This window comes from Pseudonocardia yuanmonensis (genome assembly GCF_039542425.1).
GTDB classification, from domain to species: Bacteria; Actinomycetota; Actinomycetes; order Mycobacteriales; family Pseudonocardiaceae; genus Pseudonocardia; species Pseudonocardia yuanmonensis.
The window spans coordinates 204916-222467 of the sequence record NZ_BAABIC010000009.1 but is presented as its reverse complement, the minus strand read 5'-3'; the positions used below and the strand labels follow the sequence as shown (position 1 = coordinate 222467).

At 74.5% G+C, this 17552-nt stretch carries 18 protein-coding genes and 2 pseudogenes; 17 read left to right on the top strand and 3 right to left on the bottom strand.

From position 1 onward, the window contains the following. Positions 1-7 precede the first annotated feature (7 nt). The 3 genes from ABD990_RS15685 to ABD990_RS15675 all read left to right on the top strand — a co-directional run bounded on the left by ABD990_RS15685 (position 8) and on the right by ABD990_RS15675 (position 1404). Positions 8-403, top strand: coding sequence for an STAS domain-containing protein (locus ABD990_RS15685; protein ID WP_345381234.1), 396 nt, complete (start codon positions 8-10; stop codon positions 401-403). Positions 404-481: 78 nt separating this feature from the next. Next, a complete protein-coding gene (locus ABD990_RS15680) occupies positions 482-1027 on the top strand; it encodes a DoxX family protein (protein ID WP_345381233.1) in 546 nt (181 codons plus the stop codon). A gap of 80 nt (positions 1028-1107) precedes the next feature. Further along, on the top strand, positions 1108-1404 hold the full coding sequence (locus ABD990_RS15675) for a DUF1330 domain-containing protein (protein ID WP_345381232.1): 297 nt from the start codon (positions 1108-1110) through the stop codon (positions 1402-1404). 8 nt (positions 1405-1412) lie between these two features. On the opposite strand, the gene ABD990_RS15670 is transcribed toward ABD990_RS15675, so the two are convergent. Both ABD990_RS15670 and ABD990_RS15665 read right to left on the bottom strand, forming a co-directional pair. Further along, the gene (locus ABD990_RS15670) at positions 1413-1670 is read right to left on the bottom strand and encodes a DUF6510 family protein (RefSeq protein WP_345381231.1); all 258 of its coding nucleotides are present in this window, start codon (positions 1668-1670) and stop codon (positions 1413-1415) included. A 14-nt stretch (positions 1671-1684) separates the two neighbouring features. Further along, on the bottom strand, positions 1685-2284 hold the full coding sequence (locus tag ABD990_RS15665; RefSeq protein WP_345381230.1) for a molybdopterin-dependent oxidoreductase: 600 nt from the start codon (positions 2282-2284) through the stop codon (positions 1685-1687). Positions 2285-2514: 230 nt separating this feature from the next. Between ABD990_RS15665 and ABD990_RS15660 the strand changes: the two genes are divergently transcribed. The 10 genes and pseudogenes from ABD990_RS15660 to ABD990_RS15615 all read left to right on the top strand — a co-directional run bounded on the left by ABD990_RS15660 (position 2515) and on the right by ABD990_RS15615 (position 10945). Further along, positions 2515-3441, top strand: coding sequence for a MetQ/NlpA family ABC transporter substrate-binding protein (locus ABD990_RS15660; protein ID WP_345381229.1), 927 nt, complete (start codon positions 2515-2517; stop codon positions 3439-3441). A 3-nt stretch (positions 3442-3444) separates the two neighbouring features. Beyond that, positions 3445-3903 (top strand): annotated as a pseudogene (locus tag ABD990_RS15655) (ATP-binding cassette domain-containing protein); the annotation flags it as partial. Positions 3904-4093: 190 nt separating this feature from the next. Then, the gene (locus ABD990_RS15650) at positions 4094-4549 is read left to right on the top strand and encodes an NIL domain-containing protein (RefSeq protein WP_345381274.1); all 456 of its coding nucleotides are present in this window, start codon (positions 4094-4096) and stop codon (positions 4547-4549) included. Further along, on the top strand, positions 4546-5205 hold the full coding sequence (locus ABD990_RS15645) for a methionine ABC transporter permease (protein ID WP_345381273.1): 660 nt from the start codon (positions 4546-4548) through the stop codon (positions 5203-5205). The genes ABD990_RS15650 and ABD990_RS15645 overlap by 4 nt, the downstream gene beginning before the upstream one ends. Positions 5206-5225: 20 nt before the next feature. Then, positions 5226-6129: pseudogene (mmuM, locus tag ABD990_RS15640) on the top strand (homocysteine S-methyltransferase). 128 nt (positions 6130-6257) lie between these two features. Next, positions 6258-8192 carry a 2-oxo-4-hydroxy-4-carboxy-5-ureidoimidazoline decarboxylase gene (gene uraD, locus ABD990_RS15635; protein WP_345381228.1) on the top strand — a complete coding sequence of 645 codons (1935 nt, stop codon included), beginning with the start codon at positions 6258-6260 and terminating at the stop codon, positions 8190-8192. Beyond that, complete coding sequence (gene uraD, locus ABD990_RS15630; RefSeq protein ID WP_345381227.1) at positions 8189-8680, top strand: 2-oxo-4-hydroxy-4-carboxy-5-ureidoimidazoline decarboxylase; 492 nt, start codon at positions 8189-8191, stop codon at positions 8678-8680. Before uraD (ABD990_RS15635) ends, uraD (ABD990_RS15630) begins: the two co-directional genes overlap by 4 nt. After that, positions 8677-8970 (top strand): hydroxyisourate hydrolase, encoded by a 294-nt coding sequence (locus tag ABD990_RS15625; protein WP_345381226.1) that lies wholly within the window; start codon positions 8677-8679, stop codon positions 8968-8970. Before uraD (ABD990_RS15630) ends, ABD990_RS15625 begins: the two co-directional genes overlap by 4 nt. 2 nt (positions 8971-8972) lie before the next feature. Next, positions 8973-9818, top strand: coding sequence for a factor-independent urate hydroxylase (gene pucL / locus ABD990_RS15620; RefSeq protein ID WP_345381225.1), 846 nt, complete (start codon positions 8973-8975; stop codon positions 9816-9818). 86 nt (positions 9819-9904) lie between these two features. Then, positions 9905-10945, top strand: coding sequence for a zinc-dependent alcohol dehydrogenase (locus ABD990_RS15615; protein WP_345381224.1), 1041 nt, complete (start codon positions 9905-9907; stop codon positions 10943-10945). Here the strand turns inward: ABD990_RS15615 and ABD990_RS15610 are convergent, their stop codons facing one another. Next, positions 10946-12463, bottom strand: a complete 1518-nt coding sequence (locus tag ABD990_RS15610; RefSeq protein WP_345381223.1) for a PucR family transcriptional regulator — start codon at positions 12461-12463, stop codon at positions 10946-10948. A 93-nt stretch (positions 12464-12556) separates the two neighbouring features. Here ABD990_RS15610 and ABD990_RS15605 point away from each other — a divergent pair, with 93 nt between their 5' ends. The 4 genes from ABD990_RS15605 to pucD are packed head-to-tail and all read left to right on the top strand — an operon-like array spanning position 12557 to position 17521. After that, positions 12557-13438 (top strand): FAD binding domain-containing protein, encoded by an 882-nt coding sequence (locus ABD990_RS15605; RefSeq protein ID WP_345381222.1) that lies wholly within the window; start codon positions 12557-12559, stop codon positions 13436-13438. Further along, positions 13435-13890 carry a (2Fe-2S)-binding protein gene (locus tag ABD990_RS15600; protein ID WP_345381221.1) on the top strand — a complete coding sequence of 152 codons (456 nt, stop codon included), beginning with the start codon at positions 13435-13437 and terminating at the stop codon, positions 13888-13890. The genes ABD990_RS15605 and ABD990_RS15600 overlap by 4 nt, the downstream gene beginning before the upstream one ends. Next, positions 13887-15227, top strand: a complete 1341-nt coding sequence (locus ABD990_RS15595; RefSeq protein WP_345381220.1) for an 8-oxoguanine deaminase — start codon at positions 13887-13889, stop codon at positions 15225-15227. The genes ABD990_RS15600 and ABD990_RS15595 overlap by 4 nt, the downstream gene beginning before the upstream one ends. Beyond that, positions 15224-17521 carry a xanthine dehydrogenase subunit D gene (pucD, locus tag ABD990_RS15590; protein ID WP_345381219.1) on the top strand — a complete coding sequence of 766 codons (2298 nt, stop codon included), beginning with the start codon at positions 15224-15226 and terminating at the stop codon, positions 17519-17521. The genes ABD990_RS15595 and pucD overlap by 4 nt, the downstream gene beginning before the upstream one ends. The last annotated feature ends 31 nt before the right edge of the window (positions 17522-17552 follow it).

Here is a 17552-nt window from a genome sequence, read left to right as displayed (position 1 = left end):
TTCGTCCATGACGTCCCGACCGCCGAGGGGGCCGCAGGCGCGCGTGACGGTGTCGCGTCGCGGCCACGGCGGGCAGGAGGCCGTCGTCGTCCGGATCGCGGGCGAGATCGCGGGCGAGACCAGCGGTCAGGTCCGGGCCGCCTACGCCGACGCGTTCGCCGCGGGTCTCCCGACGGTCGTCGTCGACCTGACCGAGGTCACCCTGCTCGCCTCCTACGGCATCGCGGACCTGCTGCTGGCCCGGCGCACGGCCACCGCCACCGGCACCGCGCTGCGCGTCGTCGTCGGCGAGAACACGCGGGTGCGGCGCCCGCTCCAGCTCACCGGCGTCGCCGACCACCTCGGTCTCTGCCGGGACCTCGACGAGGCCGTCACCGGCGACCCCGCGACCCGCGCGAGCTGACGCACCGCGCCCCGTCGGATTGGGGCGCGGCTCAGCGGGAACCTGCGGCTCTCGACCGGACGACCGGGAGGTGTCGCAATGTCGATCGGGATCGCCGTCCTGCGGGCCGTGATCGGGCTGCTGTTCCTGGGGCACGGGCTCCAGAAGCTGACCGGGAGGTTCGGCGGGCACGGGCTCGCGCAGACCGCCGCGGGCTTCGAGAGCATGGGGCTGCGGCCCGGGAAGCAGAACGCGCTGGCCGCGGGCGTGTCGGAGGCGGCGGGCGGCGCGCTGCACGCCGCCGGGCTCGCCACCCCGCTCGCCGCGAGCGTGATCACGGGGACGATGGGCTCCGCCGTGTACCACGTCCACGGGTCGAAGGGGCCCTGGGCGACGCAGGGCGGGTGGGAGTACAACGCGGTGGTCATGGCCGCGGTCTTCGGGATCGCCGCGACCGGGCCCGGCGTGTTCTCGCTCGACCATGCGCTGGGCATCGAGCGCAAGGGCGCCGGCGTCGCCGCCGCCCAGCTCGCGGCGGGGCTGCTCGGCTCGGCGGTCGTCGCGGCCCGCGCCACCACCCCCGCCCCGGAGCCCGGCACGCAGCCCGGCACCGAGATGCCGGCCGCGGAGCGGGCCGACACCTGAGCACCCAGCGGAACGGGCTCGACGTCCCCCGTGAGCGAACGTCGACGGCTCGACGCCTGTCGGGCGGCAGGATCGGGGTCGTGACGGCGTACTGGGTCAACACGTTCACCGCGATCCACGACGAGGAGCGGCTCCGGCGCTACGCCGAGCTCGCGGGCCCGGCCATGCGGGCGGCGGGCGGCCGGTTCCTCGCCCGGGGCAACCCCGTCGACCTGTTGGAGGGCGACTCGGCCCTCCGCACGACGATCATCGAGTTCCCGGACCCGGCGGCCGCCCGGGCCGCCTACGAGTCCGAGGCCTACCAGGAGGCGCTGCGGGTGCTCGGCGACTCCGCCACCCGGAGGATCACGGTCCTGCAGGGCGTCGAGGACGACTGAGGCGGCCGTCAGCTCCCGGCAGGGTCCGGTGCGGTGACCGTGAGCAGGCGGGTGCCGGAGAGGTCGAGCCGGATCCGCCCGCCGCCCGTGCCGAAGCGCAGCACGACGGCCGTGCAGGAGGGGCACCGCACCACGAGCGCCGGGGCGTCGGGGTAGAGGTCGTGGGCGTGCAGCTCCGTGCGCTCCCCGCACCCGCCGCAGGTGAGGACGGCGCCGGTGAGGTCGAGCGCGAACAGGTCGCGCAGGTCGTCGAGCGTGGTCGCCATTCGTCGTCTCCGCCTCAGTCCCCGGCGTAGCGCTGCTCGCGCCACGGGTCGCCGTAGTTGTGGTAGCCGAAGGTCTCCCAGAACCCGGGCTCGTCGAAGGAGGTGAGCGCCAGCCCGCGCACCCACTTCGCCGACTTCCAGAAGTACAGGTGCGGCACGAGCAGCCGGGCCGGCCCGCCGTGCTCCGGCGCGAGCGGCTCGTCCTCGTACGTGTCGACCACCCAGGCCTGCCCGCCGGTGAGGTCCTCGAGCGGGAGGTTCGTGGTGTACCCGCCGTCCGAGAAGGCGACGACGTACTCCGCCGCCGTCTCCACGTCCTCGAGCAGGGTGTCGATCGGGACCCCGGACCAGCGGGTGTCGAACTTCGACCAGCTGGTCACGCAGTGGATGTCGACGGTGACCGGCTCGTGGGGCAGGGCCCCGAACTCCTCCCACGTCCACCGGTGCAGCCCGTCGACCTGCCCCTGCACCACGAAGTCCCACTCGTCGAGCGGGGTGTGCGGCGTCGGCCCGGCGGTGAGCACCGGGAAGCCGTCGCCGATGTCCCGCTGCCCGGGGGGCAGCCGCTCGTCGCGCCGCCCGCGCCCGTGGAACCCCCGCGAGACCGCAGCCATGGCCCACCCCTCCCGTCCGGAGCCCCCGAGCATGCCGGGTGCGCGGGTCCGGCCACATCACGCGTTCGGACCATGCCGCTGCGACGGCCGGGTCCGCCGACGGCGGGAGGCGTGGATCGGGGCGGCCGGGTACAGGCGGGCCGTCGCACCGTGACCTGCGGCGCACCCACGGGCGCGACGTGCCGTGCGGCCCGTGCCGCCGGTCCGCTCCCCGAGAGGATGGGTCCGCCATGCCGCGCCCTCCGCGCCCTCCGCGCCTCCCGCGCGCGCTGCTCCGGCTCGTGCCCGCGGTCCTGCTCGCCGCCCTGGCCGGCACGGCCTGTGCCGCCCCGGGCTCCGCCCCCTCCGGCGACTCCGGGGGCGACGGTCGGACCGTCTCGATCGGGGTGGCCGACGCGAGCGAGAACTACTGGAACGTCTACAAGGCGAAGGCCGCCGCCCAGGGCATCACCGTCGACCTGGTGAACTTCACCGACTACAACCAGCCCAACCCGGCGCTGTCGCAGGGCCAGCTGCAGCTCAACGAGTTCCAGCACCTGCTGTACCTGGCCAACTACAACGTCAGGAACGACGACACGCTCGTGCCGATCGGCGCCACGGCCGTCTACCCGCTGCCCCTGTACTCGACCACCCACGCCTCGGTGGACGAGATCCCGCAGGGCGGCAAGGTCGCGATCCCGAACGACCCCACCAACCAGGCCCGGGCGCTGCTGGTGCTGCAGGCGGCGAAGCTGGTCTCGCTCAAGGGCGGCGGGAACTCGCTGTCCACCCCGAACGACGTCGACACCGCGGCCTCGAAGGTCACCGTGCTGCCCGTCGACGCCGCGCAGACCGCGGCGAACATCGACGGCGTCGACGCCGCCGTCGTGAACAACAACTACGCGAACGCCGCGAACCTGGGCGACGACCGGATCCTCTTCGCCGAGGACCCGAACAGCGAGGCGGCCAAGCCCTACATCAACGCCTTCGTCGCAAGGGCCGCCGACAAGGACGACCCGACCTACCTGAAGCTCGCGCAGCTCTACCACGACCCCGAGGTCATCGACGCGGCCCGCAAGGACCTCGGCACCGCCGGCGTCTTCAAGACCAACGACGCCGCGGACCTGCAGGCCACCACGGTGCAGATCGAGGACACCATCCGGAAGGCGGGCGGCTGACCCGTGACCCCGGTGATCTCCTTCCGCGGGGCCACCCGGACCTTCACCGGCCCGCGGGGCGGCGAGGTCCGGGCCGTCGACGGCGTCGACCTCGACGTCCGGGCCGGGGAGATCCTCGGCGTGATCGGCTACTCCGGGGCCGGCAAGAGCACGTTGGTGCGCATGGTCAACGCGCTCGAGCTGCCCACCGCCGGCACCGTGACGGTGGCCGGGCGGGAGACCGGCACGCTCGGCGAACGCGGGCTGCGCGCGCTCCGCGCGGACGTCGGGATGATCTTCCAGCAGTTCAGCCTGTTCTCCTCGCGCACCGTCGCCGGCAACGTCGGCTACCCCCTGCGGATCGCCGGCTGGTCGCGGGAGCGGCGCCGCGCCCGGGTGGCCGAGCTGCTGGAGTTCGTCGGGATCGCCGACAAGGCCCGCCAGTTCCCGGCGCAGCTGTCCGGCGGGCAGAAACAACGTGTCGGGATCGCCCGCGCGCTGGCCACCTCGCCGGGGATCCTGCTCGCCGACGAAGCCACCAGCGCGTTGGACCCCGAGACCACCCAGGACGTCCTCGCCCTGCTCAGGCGGGTGAACATCGAGCTCGGCACCACCATCGTCGTGATCACCACGAGATGGAGGTGGTCAGCTCGATCTGCCACACCGTGCGGTCATGGAGCAGGGCCGGGTCATCGAGCACGGCCCGGTCTACGACGTGTTCGCCGACCCCCGCGAGCCCGCCACCCGCCGGTTCGTGCACAGCGTCCTGCGCGACCGGCCGTCCGACGAGACGCTGGCCCGGCTGCGCGAACACTTCCCGGGCCGCATCGTGACCGTCCGGGTGCGGGCCGACCCGGGCACCCGCTCCGCACTCTCCGACGTCCTCGCCGCGCACTCCGCCGGCCACGCCGCCGGTCACCCGGTCGGTCACCCGGTCGGTCACGGGGTCCGCAGCACGATCGTCTACGGCGGCATCCGCGAGCTCGCGGACAAGCCCCTCGGCAGCATCACCTTCGAGCTCGCCGGCCCGGACCCCGCCGTCGACGCCCTGATCGCCGACCTGCGTCGGCACACCCTGGTGGAGGAGGCCGGCGACCCGACCGACCGGTTCACCGAGGAGGCCGGATGACCGACTGGGGCACGCTCGCGCCGATCCTGTGGCTGTCCTTCCAGCAGACCGTCTACATGGTCTTCTGGACCATGCTGGTGGCCGGGCTGCTCGGGCTCCTGCTCGGCGTGGCCCTCCACACCACCCGCCGCGGCGTGCTGCTGCAGAACGCGCCCGTCTTCCACCTGCTCAACGTGCTGGTCAACATCATCCGGCCGATCCCGTTCATCATCTTCATCACCGCCATCGGCCCGCTGACGCTGCTCGTGATGGGGACGACCATCGGCACCCGGTCCGTGCTGTTCCCGATGGCCGCCATGGCGACCTTCGTCATCGGCCGGATCGTCGAGCAGAACCTCGTCGCCGTGGACCCCGGGGTGGTCGAGGCCGCCCGCGTCATGGGCGCGGGCCGCTTCCGGATCATCTGGAGCGTCCTCGTCCCGGAGGCGCTCGCGCCGCTGATCCTCGGCTACACGTTCATCTTCGTCGCGGTCGTCGACATGTCCGCGATGGCCGGCTACGTCGGCGGCGGCGGGCTGGGCGACTTCGCCATCAGCTACGGCTACCAGCAGTTCGACTGGACCGTCACCCTCGTGACCGTCCTCATCATCATCGTGATCGTGCAGGCCGCGCAGCTGCTCGGGAACCGGTTGGCGCGCCTGGTCCTGCGGCGCTGAAGTGCGTCCGATACTGAGGTGTGGACGGCGTACCAGGGAGCGACGGCGTTCTGGTCGCCGACGGCGGCCTGGCAACGGCGCTGGAGGCGCGCGGCCACGACCTGGCGGACCCGCTGTGGTCGGCCCGGCTGCTGCTCGAGGCGCCCGGGGAGATCCTCGCCGTGCATCACGCCTTCTTCCGCGCCGGCGCGGACCTGGCGACGACCGCGACCGACGACCGCGACCTATCAGGCCTCCTTCGAGGGGTTCGCCGCCCGCGGGCTGGACCGTTCCGAGGCCGTCCGGCTGCTGCGGCTCGGGGTGCACCTGGCCCGGCAAGCGGCTGACGCGGTGCTGGAGGGCATGGACGGCGGGCTGGTGGCGGCGTCGGTCGGGCCGTACGGGGCGGCGCTGGCCGACGGGTCGGAGTACCGCGGGCGGTACGGGCTGTCCGTGCCGGCGCTGCGGGACTGGCACCGCCCGCGGCTGGAGGTCCTGGCCGACGCCTGCCCGGACCTGCTGGCGCTGGAGACGGTGCCCGACGCCGACGAGGGCGAGGCGCTCGCCGGCGCCGTCGCCGGGCTCGGCGTCCCGGCCTGGTTGAGCTACACCGTCGCCGGCGACCGCACCCGGGCCGGGCAGCCGCTGGCCGAGGCGTTCGCCGTGGCCGCGGCGGTCGACGAGATCGTGGCGGTCGGGGTGAACTGCTGCGCGCCGGAGGACGTCGGCCCGGCGGTGGCGCTTGCCCGCGAGGTCACCGGCAAGCCCGCGGTCGCGTATCCCAACAGCGGTGAGGGCTGGGACGGGCGGGGCTGGACCGGCGGCTCGCGGTTCCGGCCCGTCGACGCGGCCGGCTGGATCGCCGCCGGCGCCGGGATCGTCGCCGGCTGCTGCCGGGTGAGCCCGGCCGACATCGCCGCCCTCTCCCGCGCGATCCGCGGCTGACCGGCGCTGTCGGATCGCACAAAGCTCCGCGGCGAGGGCCCGGTGCGTTCGTGCTCGCGGTGCCTGTCGGACGCGGGACCGGCGACCGAAGGTATGAGCCGTCCCACACCACCCCCTGCGAGGTGCCCGTGCGCGCTACCGCCCGATCCCGTCCGCGCAGTCCCGGCCGCAGGCCGCACCCGGTCGACGAGGTGCTGCCCGCCGGCAAGCTGGCCGTCTACGGCGTCCAGCACGTGCTCGCCTTCTACGCCGGCGCGGTCATCGTGCCGATCCTGCTGGCCGGCGCGATCGGCCTGTCGGAGCGCGAGCTCATCCACCTGATCAACGCCGACCTGTTCACCTGCGGCATCGCGTCGATCATCCAGTCCGTCGGGTTCTGGAAGATCGGCGTGCGGCTGCCGCTGCTGCAGGGCGTCACGTTCACCGCGGTGTCGCCGATGATCGCCATCGGCCTCGCGGCGGGCGGCGGCACCGAGGGCCTGCTGGTGATCTACGGCGCCGTGATCGTCGCCGGCCTGTTCACCTTCCTCATCGCCCCCTGGTTCAGCAAGCTGATCCGCTTCTTCCCGCCGGTCGTCACCGGCACCGTGATCACGATCATCGGCCTCGCGCTGCTGCCGGTCGCCGCCCAGGACGCCGTCGGCGGCGGCTCCGCCCCCGACCCCACCAGCGCCCGGAACCTCGCGTACGCCCTCGGCACCCTCGCCGTCATCGTCGTCATCCAGCGCGTGTTCCGCGGGTTCACCGCCACGGTCGCCGTGCTGATCGGGCTGGTCCTGGGCACGGGCGTCGCCTGGCTGCTGGGCGACGCGACCTTCGCGGCCGTCGGCGAGTCCTCCTGGTTCGGCGTCACCACGCCCTTCTACTTCGGCTGGCCCAAGTTCGCCGGTGCCGCGATCGTCTCGATGATCGTCGTCATGCTGATCACCGCGGTCGAGACCACCGGCGACGTCTTCGCCACCGGCGAGATCGTGGACAAGCGGGTCGGCCGCGAGGACATCGCGCGGGCCCTGCGGGCCGACGGCCTGGCCACCACCATCGGCGGCGTCCTCAACTCCTTCCCCTACACCTGCTTCGCCGAGAACGTCGGGCTGGTCCGGCTGACCCGGGTGCAGAGCCGGTACGTCGTCGCCGCGGCGGGCGTGTTCATGATCCTGATCGGGCTGGTGCCCAAGGCCGGCGCGGTCGTCGCGGGCATCCCGCACCCGGTGCTCGGCGGCGCGGCCCTGGCGATGTTCGCGACCGTGGCCGTCGTCGGGATCCAGACGCTGGCCCGGGTCGACTTCCACGACCACCGCAACGTCGTGATCGTCGGGACGAGCCTGGGGCTGGCGATGTTCGTGACCGCGCAGCCCGACGTCGCCAAGGCCCTGCCGGGCTGGGCGCAGATCGTGTTCGGCTCCGGCATCACGCTCGGCAGCATCACCGCGATCGTGCTCAACCTGGTGTTCCACCACGTCGGCCGCGGGCCCGCGATCGCCGGCGCGCCCGGCACCCCCACCATCCGGCTCGGCGAGGTGAACCGGATGAGCCGGGAGGAGTTCGTCGCGGCCTTCGGCCGGCTGTTCCAGGGCCCGACGGACGTCGTCGGCCGGGCCTACGACCGCAAGCCGTTCGCCGACACGGCGGCCCTGCGCACCGCCTTCCAGGAGGCGCTGTTCGCGGCGCCGCGCGAGGAGCAGCGCGCGCTGATGGCCGCCTACCCGGACCTCGGCGGCGACCGCGTGGCCGACGGCGAGGAGGGCGACGACTCCCGCGAGGACCAGGCCTCGGCCGGTCTCACCCGGCTCTCGGACGACGACCGCGCCGAGTTCGCCGAGCTCGCCGCCGCCTACCGCGAGCGCTTCGGGATCCCGCTGATCGTCTGCGTGCGCGAGCACCCGGACCGCGCGGCGATCCTGCGGGAGGGCCGGCGCCGCCTGGGCAACTCCCCCGCCCAGGAGCACGCGGCCGCGCTAATCGAGATCGCCAAGGTGGCCAACCGCCGCTTCGAGGACCTCGTCGCCGAGGCCAACCCGATCGCGACCGCGCGGGCCGGGGCCTTCGGATCGGGCGCCCGATGACGGCCCTCGAGCCCCTGACGGTCCACGGCTTCGACGCCCTGCCCGCCCGCCGTGCCGAGGAGCTGCTCCGCGAGGTCTGCTCCGCCCCGCGGTGGGCGCGGCAGGTCGCCGCCGGGCGGCCCTACGGCGACCTCGCGGCGCTGCAGGCCGCGGCCGCGGCGGCGCTCACCGGGGACGACCTCGACGCCGCCCTGGCCGGGCACCCGCGCATCGGCGACCGCGCCGCGCGGGGCACGGCCCGGCGCGAGCAGGGCGCGGTCGCCGCGGCGCCGGCGCAGGTCCTGGACGCGCTGGCCGAGGGCAACCGGGCCTACGAGGAACGCTTCGGGCACGTCTACCTGGTGTGCGCCAGCGGACGCGACGCCGAGGACCTGCTCGCCACGCTGCGGTCCCGGCTGGGCAACGACCCGGCGACCGAGCGCCGCGTCGCCCTCGCGGAGCTGACCGCGATCAACCGGCTGCGGCTGGAGCGGGTGTTCGGGGCATGACGCTCTCCACCCACGTCCTCGACGCGGCGACGGGCGCACCCGCCGCCGGGATGACCGTCGTGCTGCGCACGGAGGGCCGCGAGCGCGACCGGCTGACCACGGACGCGGACGGCCGGGGCCGGTTCACCGAGCCCGGCCCCGGCGTCCACACCCTGACCTTCGCCACGGGCGACCGGTCGGACTTCTATCCCGAGGTCACCGTGACCTTCACCGTGACCGACCCGGGGCGGCACCATCACGTTCCGCTGCTGCTGTCCCCGTTCGCCTACTCGACCTACCGCGGGAGCTAGACATGGGAATCAGGCTGGGCGCCAACGACTACGGCAAGGCCGAGAACCGCGTGGTGCGGATCTACCGGGACTCGCCGCGGCACGAGATCCGCGACGTCACCGTGACGACCTCGCTGCGCGGCGACTTCGCCGCGGCGCACCTGGCGGGCGACCAGTCCCGGGTGCTGCCGACCGACACGCAGAAGAACACCTGCTACGCCTACGCCAAGGAGAAGGGCCTGCGCGAGATCGAGGACTACGCGCTCACGCTGGCCCGGCACTTCGTCGCGGACGTCGAGCCGGTCGAGGGGGCGCGGATCGCGGTCGACGAGCACACCTGGGAGCGGGTGCCGGTCGACGGGCGCGGGCACGACCACACCTGGGTGCGCCGCGAGTCGGAGATCCGGACGACGGTCGTGGAGGCATCCGCGGAGGGCGAGCGGGTCGTGTCGGGCCTGCGGGACCTCGTGCTGCTCAAGTCCACCGGCTCGGAGTTCGCCGGCTTCCTCACCGACCGCTACACGACCCTCGAGGAGACCCACGACCGGATCATGTCGACCTCGCTCGTCGCGGAGTGGGCCTACTCGGGAACCGAGGTGGACTGGGACAAGGCCTGGGCCGACGTCCGGCGCATCCTCCTGGAGCGCTTCGCCACGGTGCACTCCCTCGCCCTGCAGCAGACGTTGTGGGAGATGGGGAAGGCGGTGCTGGAGTCCCACCCGGAGATCACCGAGATCTCCCTCTCCGCGCCCAACAAGCACCACTTCGTCGTGGACCTGGCCCCGTTCGGGCTGTCCAACGACAACGAGGTGTTCTACGCCGCCGACCGCCCGTACGGCCTCATCCAGGCGACGGTCACCCGCGACTGACGCAAGTGGCAGATCTGCGTACTGGTCACCGGCCCGGGCGAGGACGAGGCTCCCCGCACCGGGCCGTGACGACGCGGAGGTGCCCCATGCCCGAGACGATGCGCGTGGCCCGTTTCCACGGGGCCGACCGTCCCCTCGGCCCGGAGCGGCTGCCACGGCCGGTGCCGAACGCCGGCGAGGTCCTCGTGCAGGTCCGGGCCGCAGGGGTCTGCGGCTCGGACGTGCACTTCGCGATCGAGGGCAGCCCGGTCGGGTTCCTCCCGATCACCCTGGGGCACGAGATCGCGGGCACGGTCGCGGAGCTCGGCCCGGAGGTCGACGGACCCGCCGTGGGCGAGCGGGTGGTCGTCAACGGGCTGCTCCCGGACGGCACCTGTCCGCAGTGCCTGGCCGGGCGCGCGTCGATCTGCGCGAACCGCAGCCTCGTCGGGGTCCACCGGGACGGCGGGCTGGCCGAGTTCGTCGCGGTCCCGGCGGGCGCCCTGCTGCCCCTGCCCGACGACGTCCCGTTCGACGTCGGCGCCATCGTCACGGACGCCGTCGCCACCCCGTTCCACGCGCTGACCGACGTCGCCCGGGTCCGGGCCGGCGAGGCCGTCGCGATCGTCGGGGCCGGTGGACTCGGCCTGCACGCGGTGCAGATCGCCCGGTTGCAGGGGGCGTCGCCGGTGATCGCCGTCGACCCGCGGGCGTCGCAGCGCACCCGGGCCGCCGAGGCCGGAGCGGACCTCGTGCTGGAGCCCGGGCCCGAGGCCACCGAGGCCGTGCTGGCGGCGACCGGCGGGGCCGGGGTGGACGTCGCCGCCGAGTTCGTGGGCCGGCAGGACAGCATCGCCGCGGCCGCGGAACTGCTCCGACCGGGCGGCCGCCTCGTGGTCTGCGGGATCGGACCGGAGTCGATCGTCCTGCCGCCGCCGACCGTGTTCGTCCGCCGTGAGCTGCAGGTGCTCGGCAGCTACGCGTTCACGACGGCGTCGATCCGGGCGGTACTCGGCCTGATCACCGCGGGGCGGCTCGACCTGAGCCGCTCGATCACCCACCGCTTCCCGCTCGAGGAGGCGGACAAGGCGCTGCAGACGTTGCACCAGAAGCTCGGCGAGCCGCAGCGCGTGGTGGTGCTGCCGTAGTCAGCGGGAGCGGAGCGCGAGGAAGAGGTCGACCCGGTCCGGGAAGTCGCCGAGGCTGCGTCCCGTCAGCTCCTCGACCCGCCCGATCCGGTAGCGCACCGTGTTGACGTGCAGGTGGAGCCGTTCCGCGGCGCGGCTCCAGGACCCGGAGCAGTCCAGGAACGCCTCCAGGGTCTCCAGCAGGCCGGCCGCGTTGCGCTCGTCGTAGGCGAGGACCGGGCGCAGCACCCGGTCGGCGAAGGTGCGGCGGACGTCGTCCGGCACCGCGGCGAGCAGGGCGACGTGCGAGGTCACCTCCGCGGCCGTGACGACGGCGACCGCGCCGGGCCGCTGCTGCGCCAGGGTCCGCGCGTGCACGGCCTCCTGCAGGGCCCCGGTCAGCGCGGCGAGCGCGGCGGGCCGGCTCACCCCGACCGCGAGCTTCTCCGCCCCGAACCCGGGTTCGAGGCGGGCCAGCGCGGCGTCGAGCACGGCCGTGTCGCCGGGCACCAGCGCGACGGCCAGCCCCTCGTGGGTCCCGACCACCGGCGGTCCGAGGTGGGCGGCCGCGTCGACCAGCACCGAGCGGGCCGTCTCCACCCGGCCCGGCCCGCTGAACCCCGCCACCGCGACGGCGAGCGGCAGCGACGGGTCGAGCCCCGCCTGCCGCAGCCGAACCGGCAGCTCCGGGCGCTCCCCCGCCCCCTCGGCGACCAGCGCGATCGCGTCGTCGGCGATGTCGCGGGCGAGCCGCAGCCCTTCGCTGCGCCGGGCCCGGTCCAGCGCGGCGATCGCCACCAGCTCCCCGACCGCCTCGACGGTCTCCTGGTCCCAGTCCGGCCGCGCGCCGTCGACCGCCACGAACCAGGACGTGGGCCGCAGCTCCGACGACGGCCCCACCGGGAGCACCGTGCGCGCCGGGCCGGGCGTGACCGCGGGCAGCCGGTCCGCGGTGAGGAAGGTCCGCACCGCGGCGTCGAGCTCGGGTGCGGGCAGCGGCTCCGGCCCTGCCGCGAGCGCCCGCCCGGTCGCGGTGAACACCCGGCAGGTCAGCCCGATCGCGGCCCCCACCTGCGCGGTCAGCTCGTCGAGGCCCAGCCCGCTGGCCACCGCGGCCAGCAGCTGCCGCTGCCGGCCCACCGTGACGGCCAGCCGGTCGCCCCGCGCCGCCGTGACCGAGCCGACGACGTACTCCGTGACCGCCGCGAACGAGATCTCCTCGGGCACCTCGACCAGCGGGACGTCGTGCCGGCGGCAGGCCTCGACGACGTCGTCCGGGATCCCGTGGAACACCGCCGCCCCGGCGGCCAGCGCCGCCACCTTCGCCCGCGCCAGCGCGCCCACGAACCGCTCGGTGTCCGCGCCGCTCGTCCGCCACACCAGCCCGCTGATCACCAGCTCGCCGCCGGACAGGTAGCGCCCGGGATCGGGCAGGTCCGTGGTGTAGACCCAGCGCACGGGGCGTTCGAGGGCCGCCTCGTCGCCGTGCAGCAGCCGCAGCCTCAGGTCGGGACGCCCGACCAGGTCGCGCAGCAGCATTGGAGGAACGTACAACCGCGCCGCCCCGGACCGCCACGGGTTCGTCGCGGCGGCGACTCGTGGCCGTCACGAGTGCGCGCTGTACTTCTCGGCATGGACTTCCTGGCGCCGACCTCCTGGGCGGAGGGCCTCGAGACCAAGGCGGCACACCCCGACGCCCTGCCCCTGGCGGGCGGCACGGACGTCATGGTCGAGCTCAACTTCGACCACCGGCGCCCGGCCGCCCTGCTCGACCTGAACCGGGTCCCCGAGCTGCAGGAGTGGTCGCACGACGACGGCCGGATCCGGCTCGGCGCCGGCGTCACCTACAGCCGGGTGATCACTGAGCTCGGCGGCACGCTGCCCGGGCTGGCGATGGCCGCCCGGACCGTCGGCTCGCCGCAGATCCGCAACCGGGGCACGGTCGGCGGGAACCTCGGCGCGGCCTCGCCCGCCGGGGACTCGCACCCGGCGCTGCTGGCCGCGTTCGCCGAGGTGGAGATCGCCTCCGTGCGTGGCACCCGCCGCGTGCCGGTGGCGGAGTTCTTCACCGGGGTGAAGCGCAGCGTGCTGGAGCCGGACGAGCTCATCGCCGCCGTGCTGATCGCCCCGCCCGCCGGGCCGCAGCAGTTCTGCAAGATCGGTACCCGCAACGCCATGGTGATCGCGGTGTCCGCCTTCGGGTTCGCCCTGCACCCGGACCGCCGGGTCGTCGGCACCGGGGTCGGGTCGGCCGCCCCCACCCCGCGCCCGGCCCCCGGGGCCGCCGCGTTCCTGGCCGGCGAGCTGGAGGCCGCCGGGCTGTGGGACTCCCGCGGCCCGCTGCCCGAGGGGCTCGCAGGAGAGTTCGGCCGCCGCGTCCGGGACGCCGCGGCCCCCATCGACGACGTGCGCGGCAGCGCCGCGTACCGCCTCCACGCCCTGTCCGTCATGGCGCGCCGCGCCGCGACCTGGGCCTGGGACTCCTACCGCGACGAGAACCGGAGCGCCGCATGAGGATCGAACTGACGGTCAACGGCAGCCGCCGCGAGGCCGACGACGTCTGGGAGGGCGAGAGCCTGCTCTACGCGCTGCGCGAGCGGCTCGGCCTGCCCGGGTCCAAGAACGCCTGCGAGCAGGGCGAGTGCGGCTCCTGCACCGTCTACCTCGACGGCACCCCGGTGTGCTCGTGCCTGGTCGCCGCCGGGCAGGCCCAGGGACGCGAGGTGACGACGGTCGAGGGCCTGGCGGGCGAGGAGCTCGATCCCGTGCAGCAGGCGTTCGTGGAGAAGGGCGCCGTGCAGTGCGGCTTCTGCACCCCCGGCTTCCTGATGTCGACGAAGGACCTGCTGGAGCGCAACCCGAACCCGAGCGACCCGGAGATCCGCGAGGCGCTCGCCGGGAATCTCTGCCGGTGCACCGGGTACGAGAAGATCCTGGACGCGGTGCGGGCGGCGGCGCAGCGATGATCATCGAGAACGCCCACGTCGTGCCGGTGACCGGCGCGGAGATCGCCGGCGGGCACGTCGTCGTCGAGGGGAACCGGATCACGGCCGTCGGCGCCGGACCGGCCCCGGACCGCGAGGACCACCAGGTCGTCGACGCCCGGGGCGGCCTGCTCACCCCCGGCTTCGTCAACACGCACAACCACCTCTACCAGTGGGTCACCCGCGGCCTCGCCGTCGACTCCACGCTCTTCGAGTGGCTCACCACGCTGTACCCGGTGTGGGCGGGCATCGACGAGCACGCCGTGCAGACCGGCGCCACCGGCGCGCTGGCCCAGCTGGCGTTGACCGGGTGCACGACGAGCACCGACCACCACTACGTCTTCCCGCGCGAGGGCGGCGACGTGTTCGCCGCCGAGATCCGCGCCGCCGCCGAGGTGGGCCTGCGGTTCCACCCCTGCCGCGGCTCGATGGACCTGGGGCGCAAGGACGGCGGCCTGCCGCCGGACCACGTCGTCGAGGACCGGGACGCCGTGCTGGCCGCGTCCGAGGCGGCGATCGACCGCTGGCACGACCCCTCGCCGGGGTCGATGCTGCAGGTGGCGCTGGCCCCGTGCTCGCCCTTCTCGGTGACCGGGGAGCTGATGCGCGAGTCCGCCGAGCTGGCCCGCCGCCGCGGCGTGCGGCTGCACACCCACCTCGCCGAGACCCTCGACGAGGAGGACTTCTGCCGCGAGCGCTTCGGCTGCTCGCCGCTGGAGTACGTCGAGGGCCTGGGCTGGACCGGCGCGGACGTCTGGTTCGCCCACGCCGTCCACCTCGACGACCCCGCGGTGAAGCGGATCGGCGCGACCCGCACCGGTGTGGCGCACTGCCCGTCGTCGAACGCCCGGCTGGGTGCGGGGATCGCCCGCACCCGGGACCTGCGGGACGCCGGCGCCCGCGTCGGCCTCGGCGTCGACGGCGCCGCGAGCAACGAGGCCGGCAGCCTGCTCGAGGAGGTCCGGCACGCGGTGCTGTTCGCCCGCGCCGTCGGCGGGCCCACCGCGCTGACCGTCCGGGACGCACTGGAGCTGGCCACGATGGGCGGCGCCCGGGTGCTCGGCCGGGAGGCCGAGATCGGCTCGATCGAGGTCGGCAAGCTCGCCGACCTGGCCCTCTGGGGGCTCGACGGGCTCGCGCACGCCGACGTCGCCGACCCGGTCGCCGCGCTCGTCCTCGGCGCCCCGCCGCCGCTGGACCTGCTGCTCGTGCACGGCCGCCCGGTCGTCGAGCACGACCGTGTGGTCACCGTCGACACGGACGCCGTGGCGCGCGAGTGCGCCCGCGTCCACCGCACCCTGCTGGAGAAGGCGTCATGACCTCCACCGAGACCCGCTCCACCGCCACCGGAGCCCCGACGGGAGCCGGCCGGCTCGGCGACTCGCCGCTCCGCCCCGACGGCACGCTCAAGGTCACCGGCGAGTTCGCCTACTCGTCCGACCTGTGGCACGACGACATGGTCTGGGGCGTCACGCTGCGCAGCCCGCACCCGCACGCCCGGATCCGCGCGATCGACGTCACCGAGGCGCTGCGCGTGCCCGGCGTGTCCGCGGTACTCACCGCGGCGGACGTCCCCGGGGAGAACGCCGTGGGCCTCGAGCACCTCGACACCCCCGCGCTGGCCGACGGCGTGGTCCGCTACCAGGGCGAACCCGTCGCGCTCGTCGCCGCGGACCACCCCGAGACCGCGCGCCGGGCGGCGAAGCGGATCGCCGTGGACTACGAGGTGCTGCCGGCCGTGACCGACCCGCGCCGCGCGCTCGACGCCGACGCCCCGCTCGTGCACGCCTCCCGCGAGGACAACCTGGTGCGCGCCATGAAGATCCGGCGCGGCGACCCGGACCCCACGGCCCCCGTCGTGGTGGCGCTGGACTTCGAGGTCGGCATGCAGGACCAGGCCTTCCTCGGCCCGGAGTCCGGGCTCGCGGTGCCGGACGGCGACGGCGGGGTCGACCTCTACGTCGCCACCCAGTGGCTGCACGTCGACCAGGGCCAGGTGTGCCGCGTCCTCGGGCTGCCGCCCGAGCAGGTCCGGCTGACCCTCGCCGGCGTCGGCGGCGCGTTCGGCGGCCGCGAGGACCTGTCCATGCACGTCCACGCCTGCCTGCTCGCGCTGCACACCGGCAAGCCGGTGAAGATGAGCTACGCCCGGGACGAGTCCTTCTTCGGGCACGTCCACCGGCACCCCGCCTGGCTGCGCTACGAGTTCGGCGCCTCCGAGGAGGGCGAGCTGATCTACGCGAAGGCGGACATCCTGTTCGACGGCGGCGCCTACGCGTCGTCGACCGGGGCGGTCGTCGGCAACGGCGGCACCCTCGGCCTGGGCCCGTACCGGATCCCGAGCGTCCGCGTCGACGCGCGCGGCGTCTACACGAACAACCCGCCCTGCGGCGCGATGCGCGGATTCGGGTGCGTGCAGGCCGCGTTCGCGCACGAGGCGCTGATGGACGAGCTCGCCGACCGCGTCGGCGTCGACCGGGTGGAGATCCGGGCGCGCAACGGGATGCGCGAGGGCGACCACAACATCACCGGCCAGGTGATCGACTCCGCGGCGCCCGTGGCCGAGCTGATCCGGACCGTGCGCGACCTGCCGCTCCCGCCGGAGCCCGAGGGCGAGCGCGACATCCGCGAGCTGCCCGGCGGGGTCTCCAACACCACGCACGGCGAGGGGGTCGTGCGCGGGATCGGCTACGCGGTGACCTACAAGAACGTCGGGTTCTCCGAGGGGTTCGACGACTACTCGACCGCCCGCGTGCGGCTCGAGGCGGTCGCCGGCGAGCCCGTCGCCACCGTGCACACCGCCGCCGCCGAGGTCGGGCAGGGCCTGATCACCATCGAGCAGCAGATCTGCCGCACCGAGCTGGGCGTGGAACAGGTCGTGGTGCATCCCAAGGACACCTCGGTCGGCTCCGGCGGCTCGACCTCGGCCTCCCGGCAGACCTACGTGACCGGCGGCGCGGTCAAGGCGGCGTGCGAGGCGGTGCGGACCTCCGTGCTGGCGCGCGCCGCGGAGCTGCTGCAGCGCAGCGACCTGCGGCTCGACGGCGACAAGATCGTCAGCGGGTCCGGGGAGGTCGTCGCCGGGCTGGTCGAGGTGCTCGACGAGCCCGTCGAGGAGACCGTCGAGTGGCGGCACCGCCCGACCTTCCCGATCGACGAGGAGACCGGGCAGGGGAACGCGCACGTCCAGTACGCCTTCTCCGCGCACCGCGCGGTGGTCGACGTCGACACCGAGCTCGGGCTGGTCAAGGTCGTCGCGCTGGACACGGCGCAGGACGTCGGGCGGGCGCTCAACCCGGACGCGGTCGTCGGGCAGATCCACGGCGGCAGTGCGCAGGGCATGGGCCTGGCACTGATGGAGGAGGTCGTCGTGCAGGACGGGCACGTGAAGAACCCGTCGTTCACGGACTACCTGATCCCCACGATCCTGGACATGCCGCCGATGCAGGTGAAGGTCCTGGAGTACGCGGACCCGCACGCGCCCTACGGCGTGCGCGGGGTGGGCGAGCCCCCGACGATCTCGTCCGGCCCGGCCGTGGCCGCGGCCGTCCGCGCCGCCACCGGCAAGGCCCTCCGCCGGGTCCCGATCCGCCCCGAGCACATCACCTTCTGACCCTGTGCGCGGCAACTGCCCTGGAAGGGCG

Bases quoted from the DNA above. Each gene is read 5' to 3' on its own strand.
- ABD990_RS15665 (WP_345381230.1), bottom strand. From the start codon at position 2,284: ATGGCTGCGGTCTCGCGGGGGTTCCACGGGCGCGGGCGGCGCGACGAG.
- ABD990_RS15595 (WP_345381220.1), top strand. From the start codon at position 13,887: ATGATCATCGAGAACGCCCACGTCGTGCCGGTGACCGGCGCGGAGATC.
- ABD990_RS15660 (WP_345381229.1), top strand. From the start codon at position 2,515: ATGCCGCGCCCTCCGCGCCCTCCGCGCCTCCCGCGCGCGCTGCTCCGG.
- ABD990_RS15615 (WP_345381224.1), top strand. From the start codon at position 9,905: ATGCCCGAGACGATGCGCGTGGCCCGTTTCCACGGGGCCGACCGTCCC.
- ABD990_RS15610 (WP_345381223.1), bottom strand. From the start codon at position 12,463: ATGCTGCTGCGCGACCTGGTCGGGCGTCCCGACCTGAGGCTGCGGCTG.
- ABD990_RS15645 (WP_345381273.1), top strand. From the start codon at position 4,546: ATGACCGACTGGGGCACGCTCGCGCCGATCCTGTGGCTGTCCTTCCAG.
- ABD990_RS15600 (WP_345381221.1), top strand. From the start codon at position 13,435: ATGAGGATCGAACTGACGGTCAACGGCAGCCGCCGCGAGGCCGACGAC.
- ABD990_RS15670 (WP_345381231.1), bottom strand. From the start codon at position 1,670: ATGGCGACCACGCTCGACGACCTGCGCGACCTGTTCGCGCTCGACCTC.
- pucD (WP_345381219.1), top strand. From the start codon at position 15,224: ATGACCTCCACCGAGACCCGCTCCACCGCCACCGGAGCCCCGACGGGA.
- ABD990_RS15680 (WP_345381233.1), top strand. From the start codon at position 482: ATGTCGATCGGGATCGCCGTCCTGCGGGCCGTGATCGGGCTGCTGTTC.
- pucL (WP_345381225.1), top strand. From the start codon at position 8,973: ATGGGAATCAGGCTGGGCGCCAACGACTACGGCAAGGCCGAGAACCGC.
- ABD990_RS15685 (WP_345381234.1), top strand. From the start codon at position 8: ATGACGTCCCGACCGCCGAGGGGGCCGCAGGCGCGCGTGACGGTGTCG.
- uraD (WP_345381227.1), top strand. From the start codon at position 8,189: ATGACGGCCCTCGAGCCCCTGACGGTCCACGGCTTCGACGCCCTGCCC.
- ABD990_RS15625 (WP_345381226.1), top strand. From the start codon at position 8,677: ATGACGCTCTCCACCCACGTCCTCGACGCGGCGACGGGCGCACCCGCC.
- ABD990_RS15605 (WP_345381222.1), top strand. From the start codon at position 12,557: ATGGACTTCCTGGCGCCGACCTCCTGGGCGGAGGGCCTCGAGACCAAG.
- ABD990_RS15650 (WP_345381274.1), top strand. From the start codon at position 4,094: ATGGAGCAGGGCCGGGTCATCGAGCACGGCCCGGTCTACGACGTGTTC.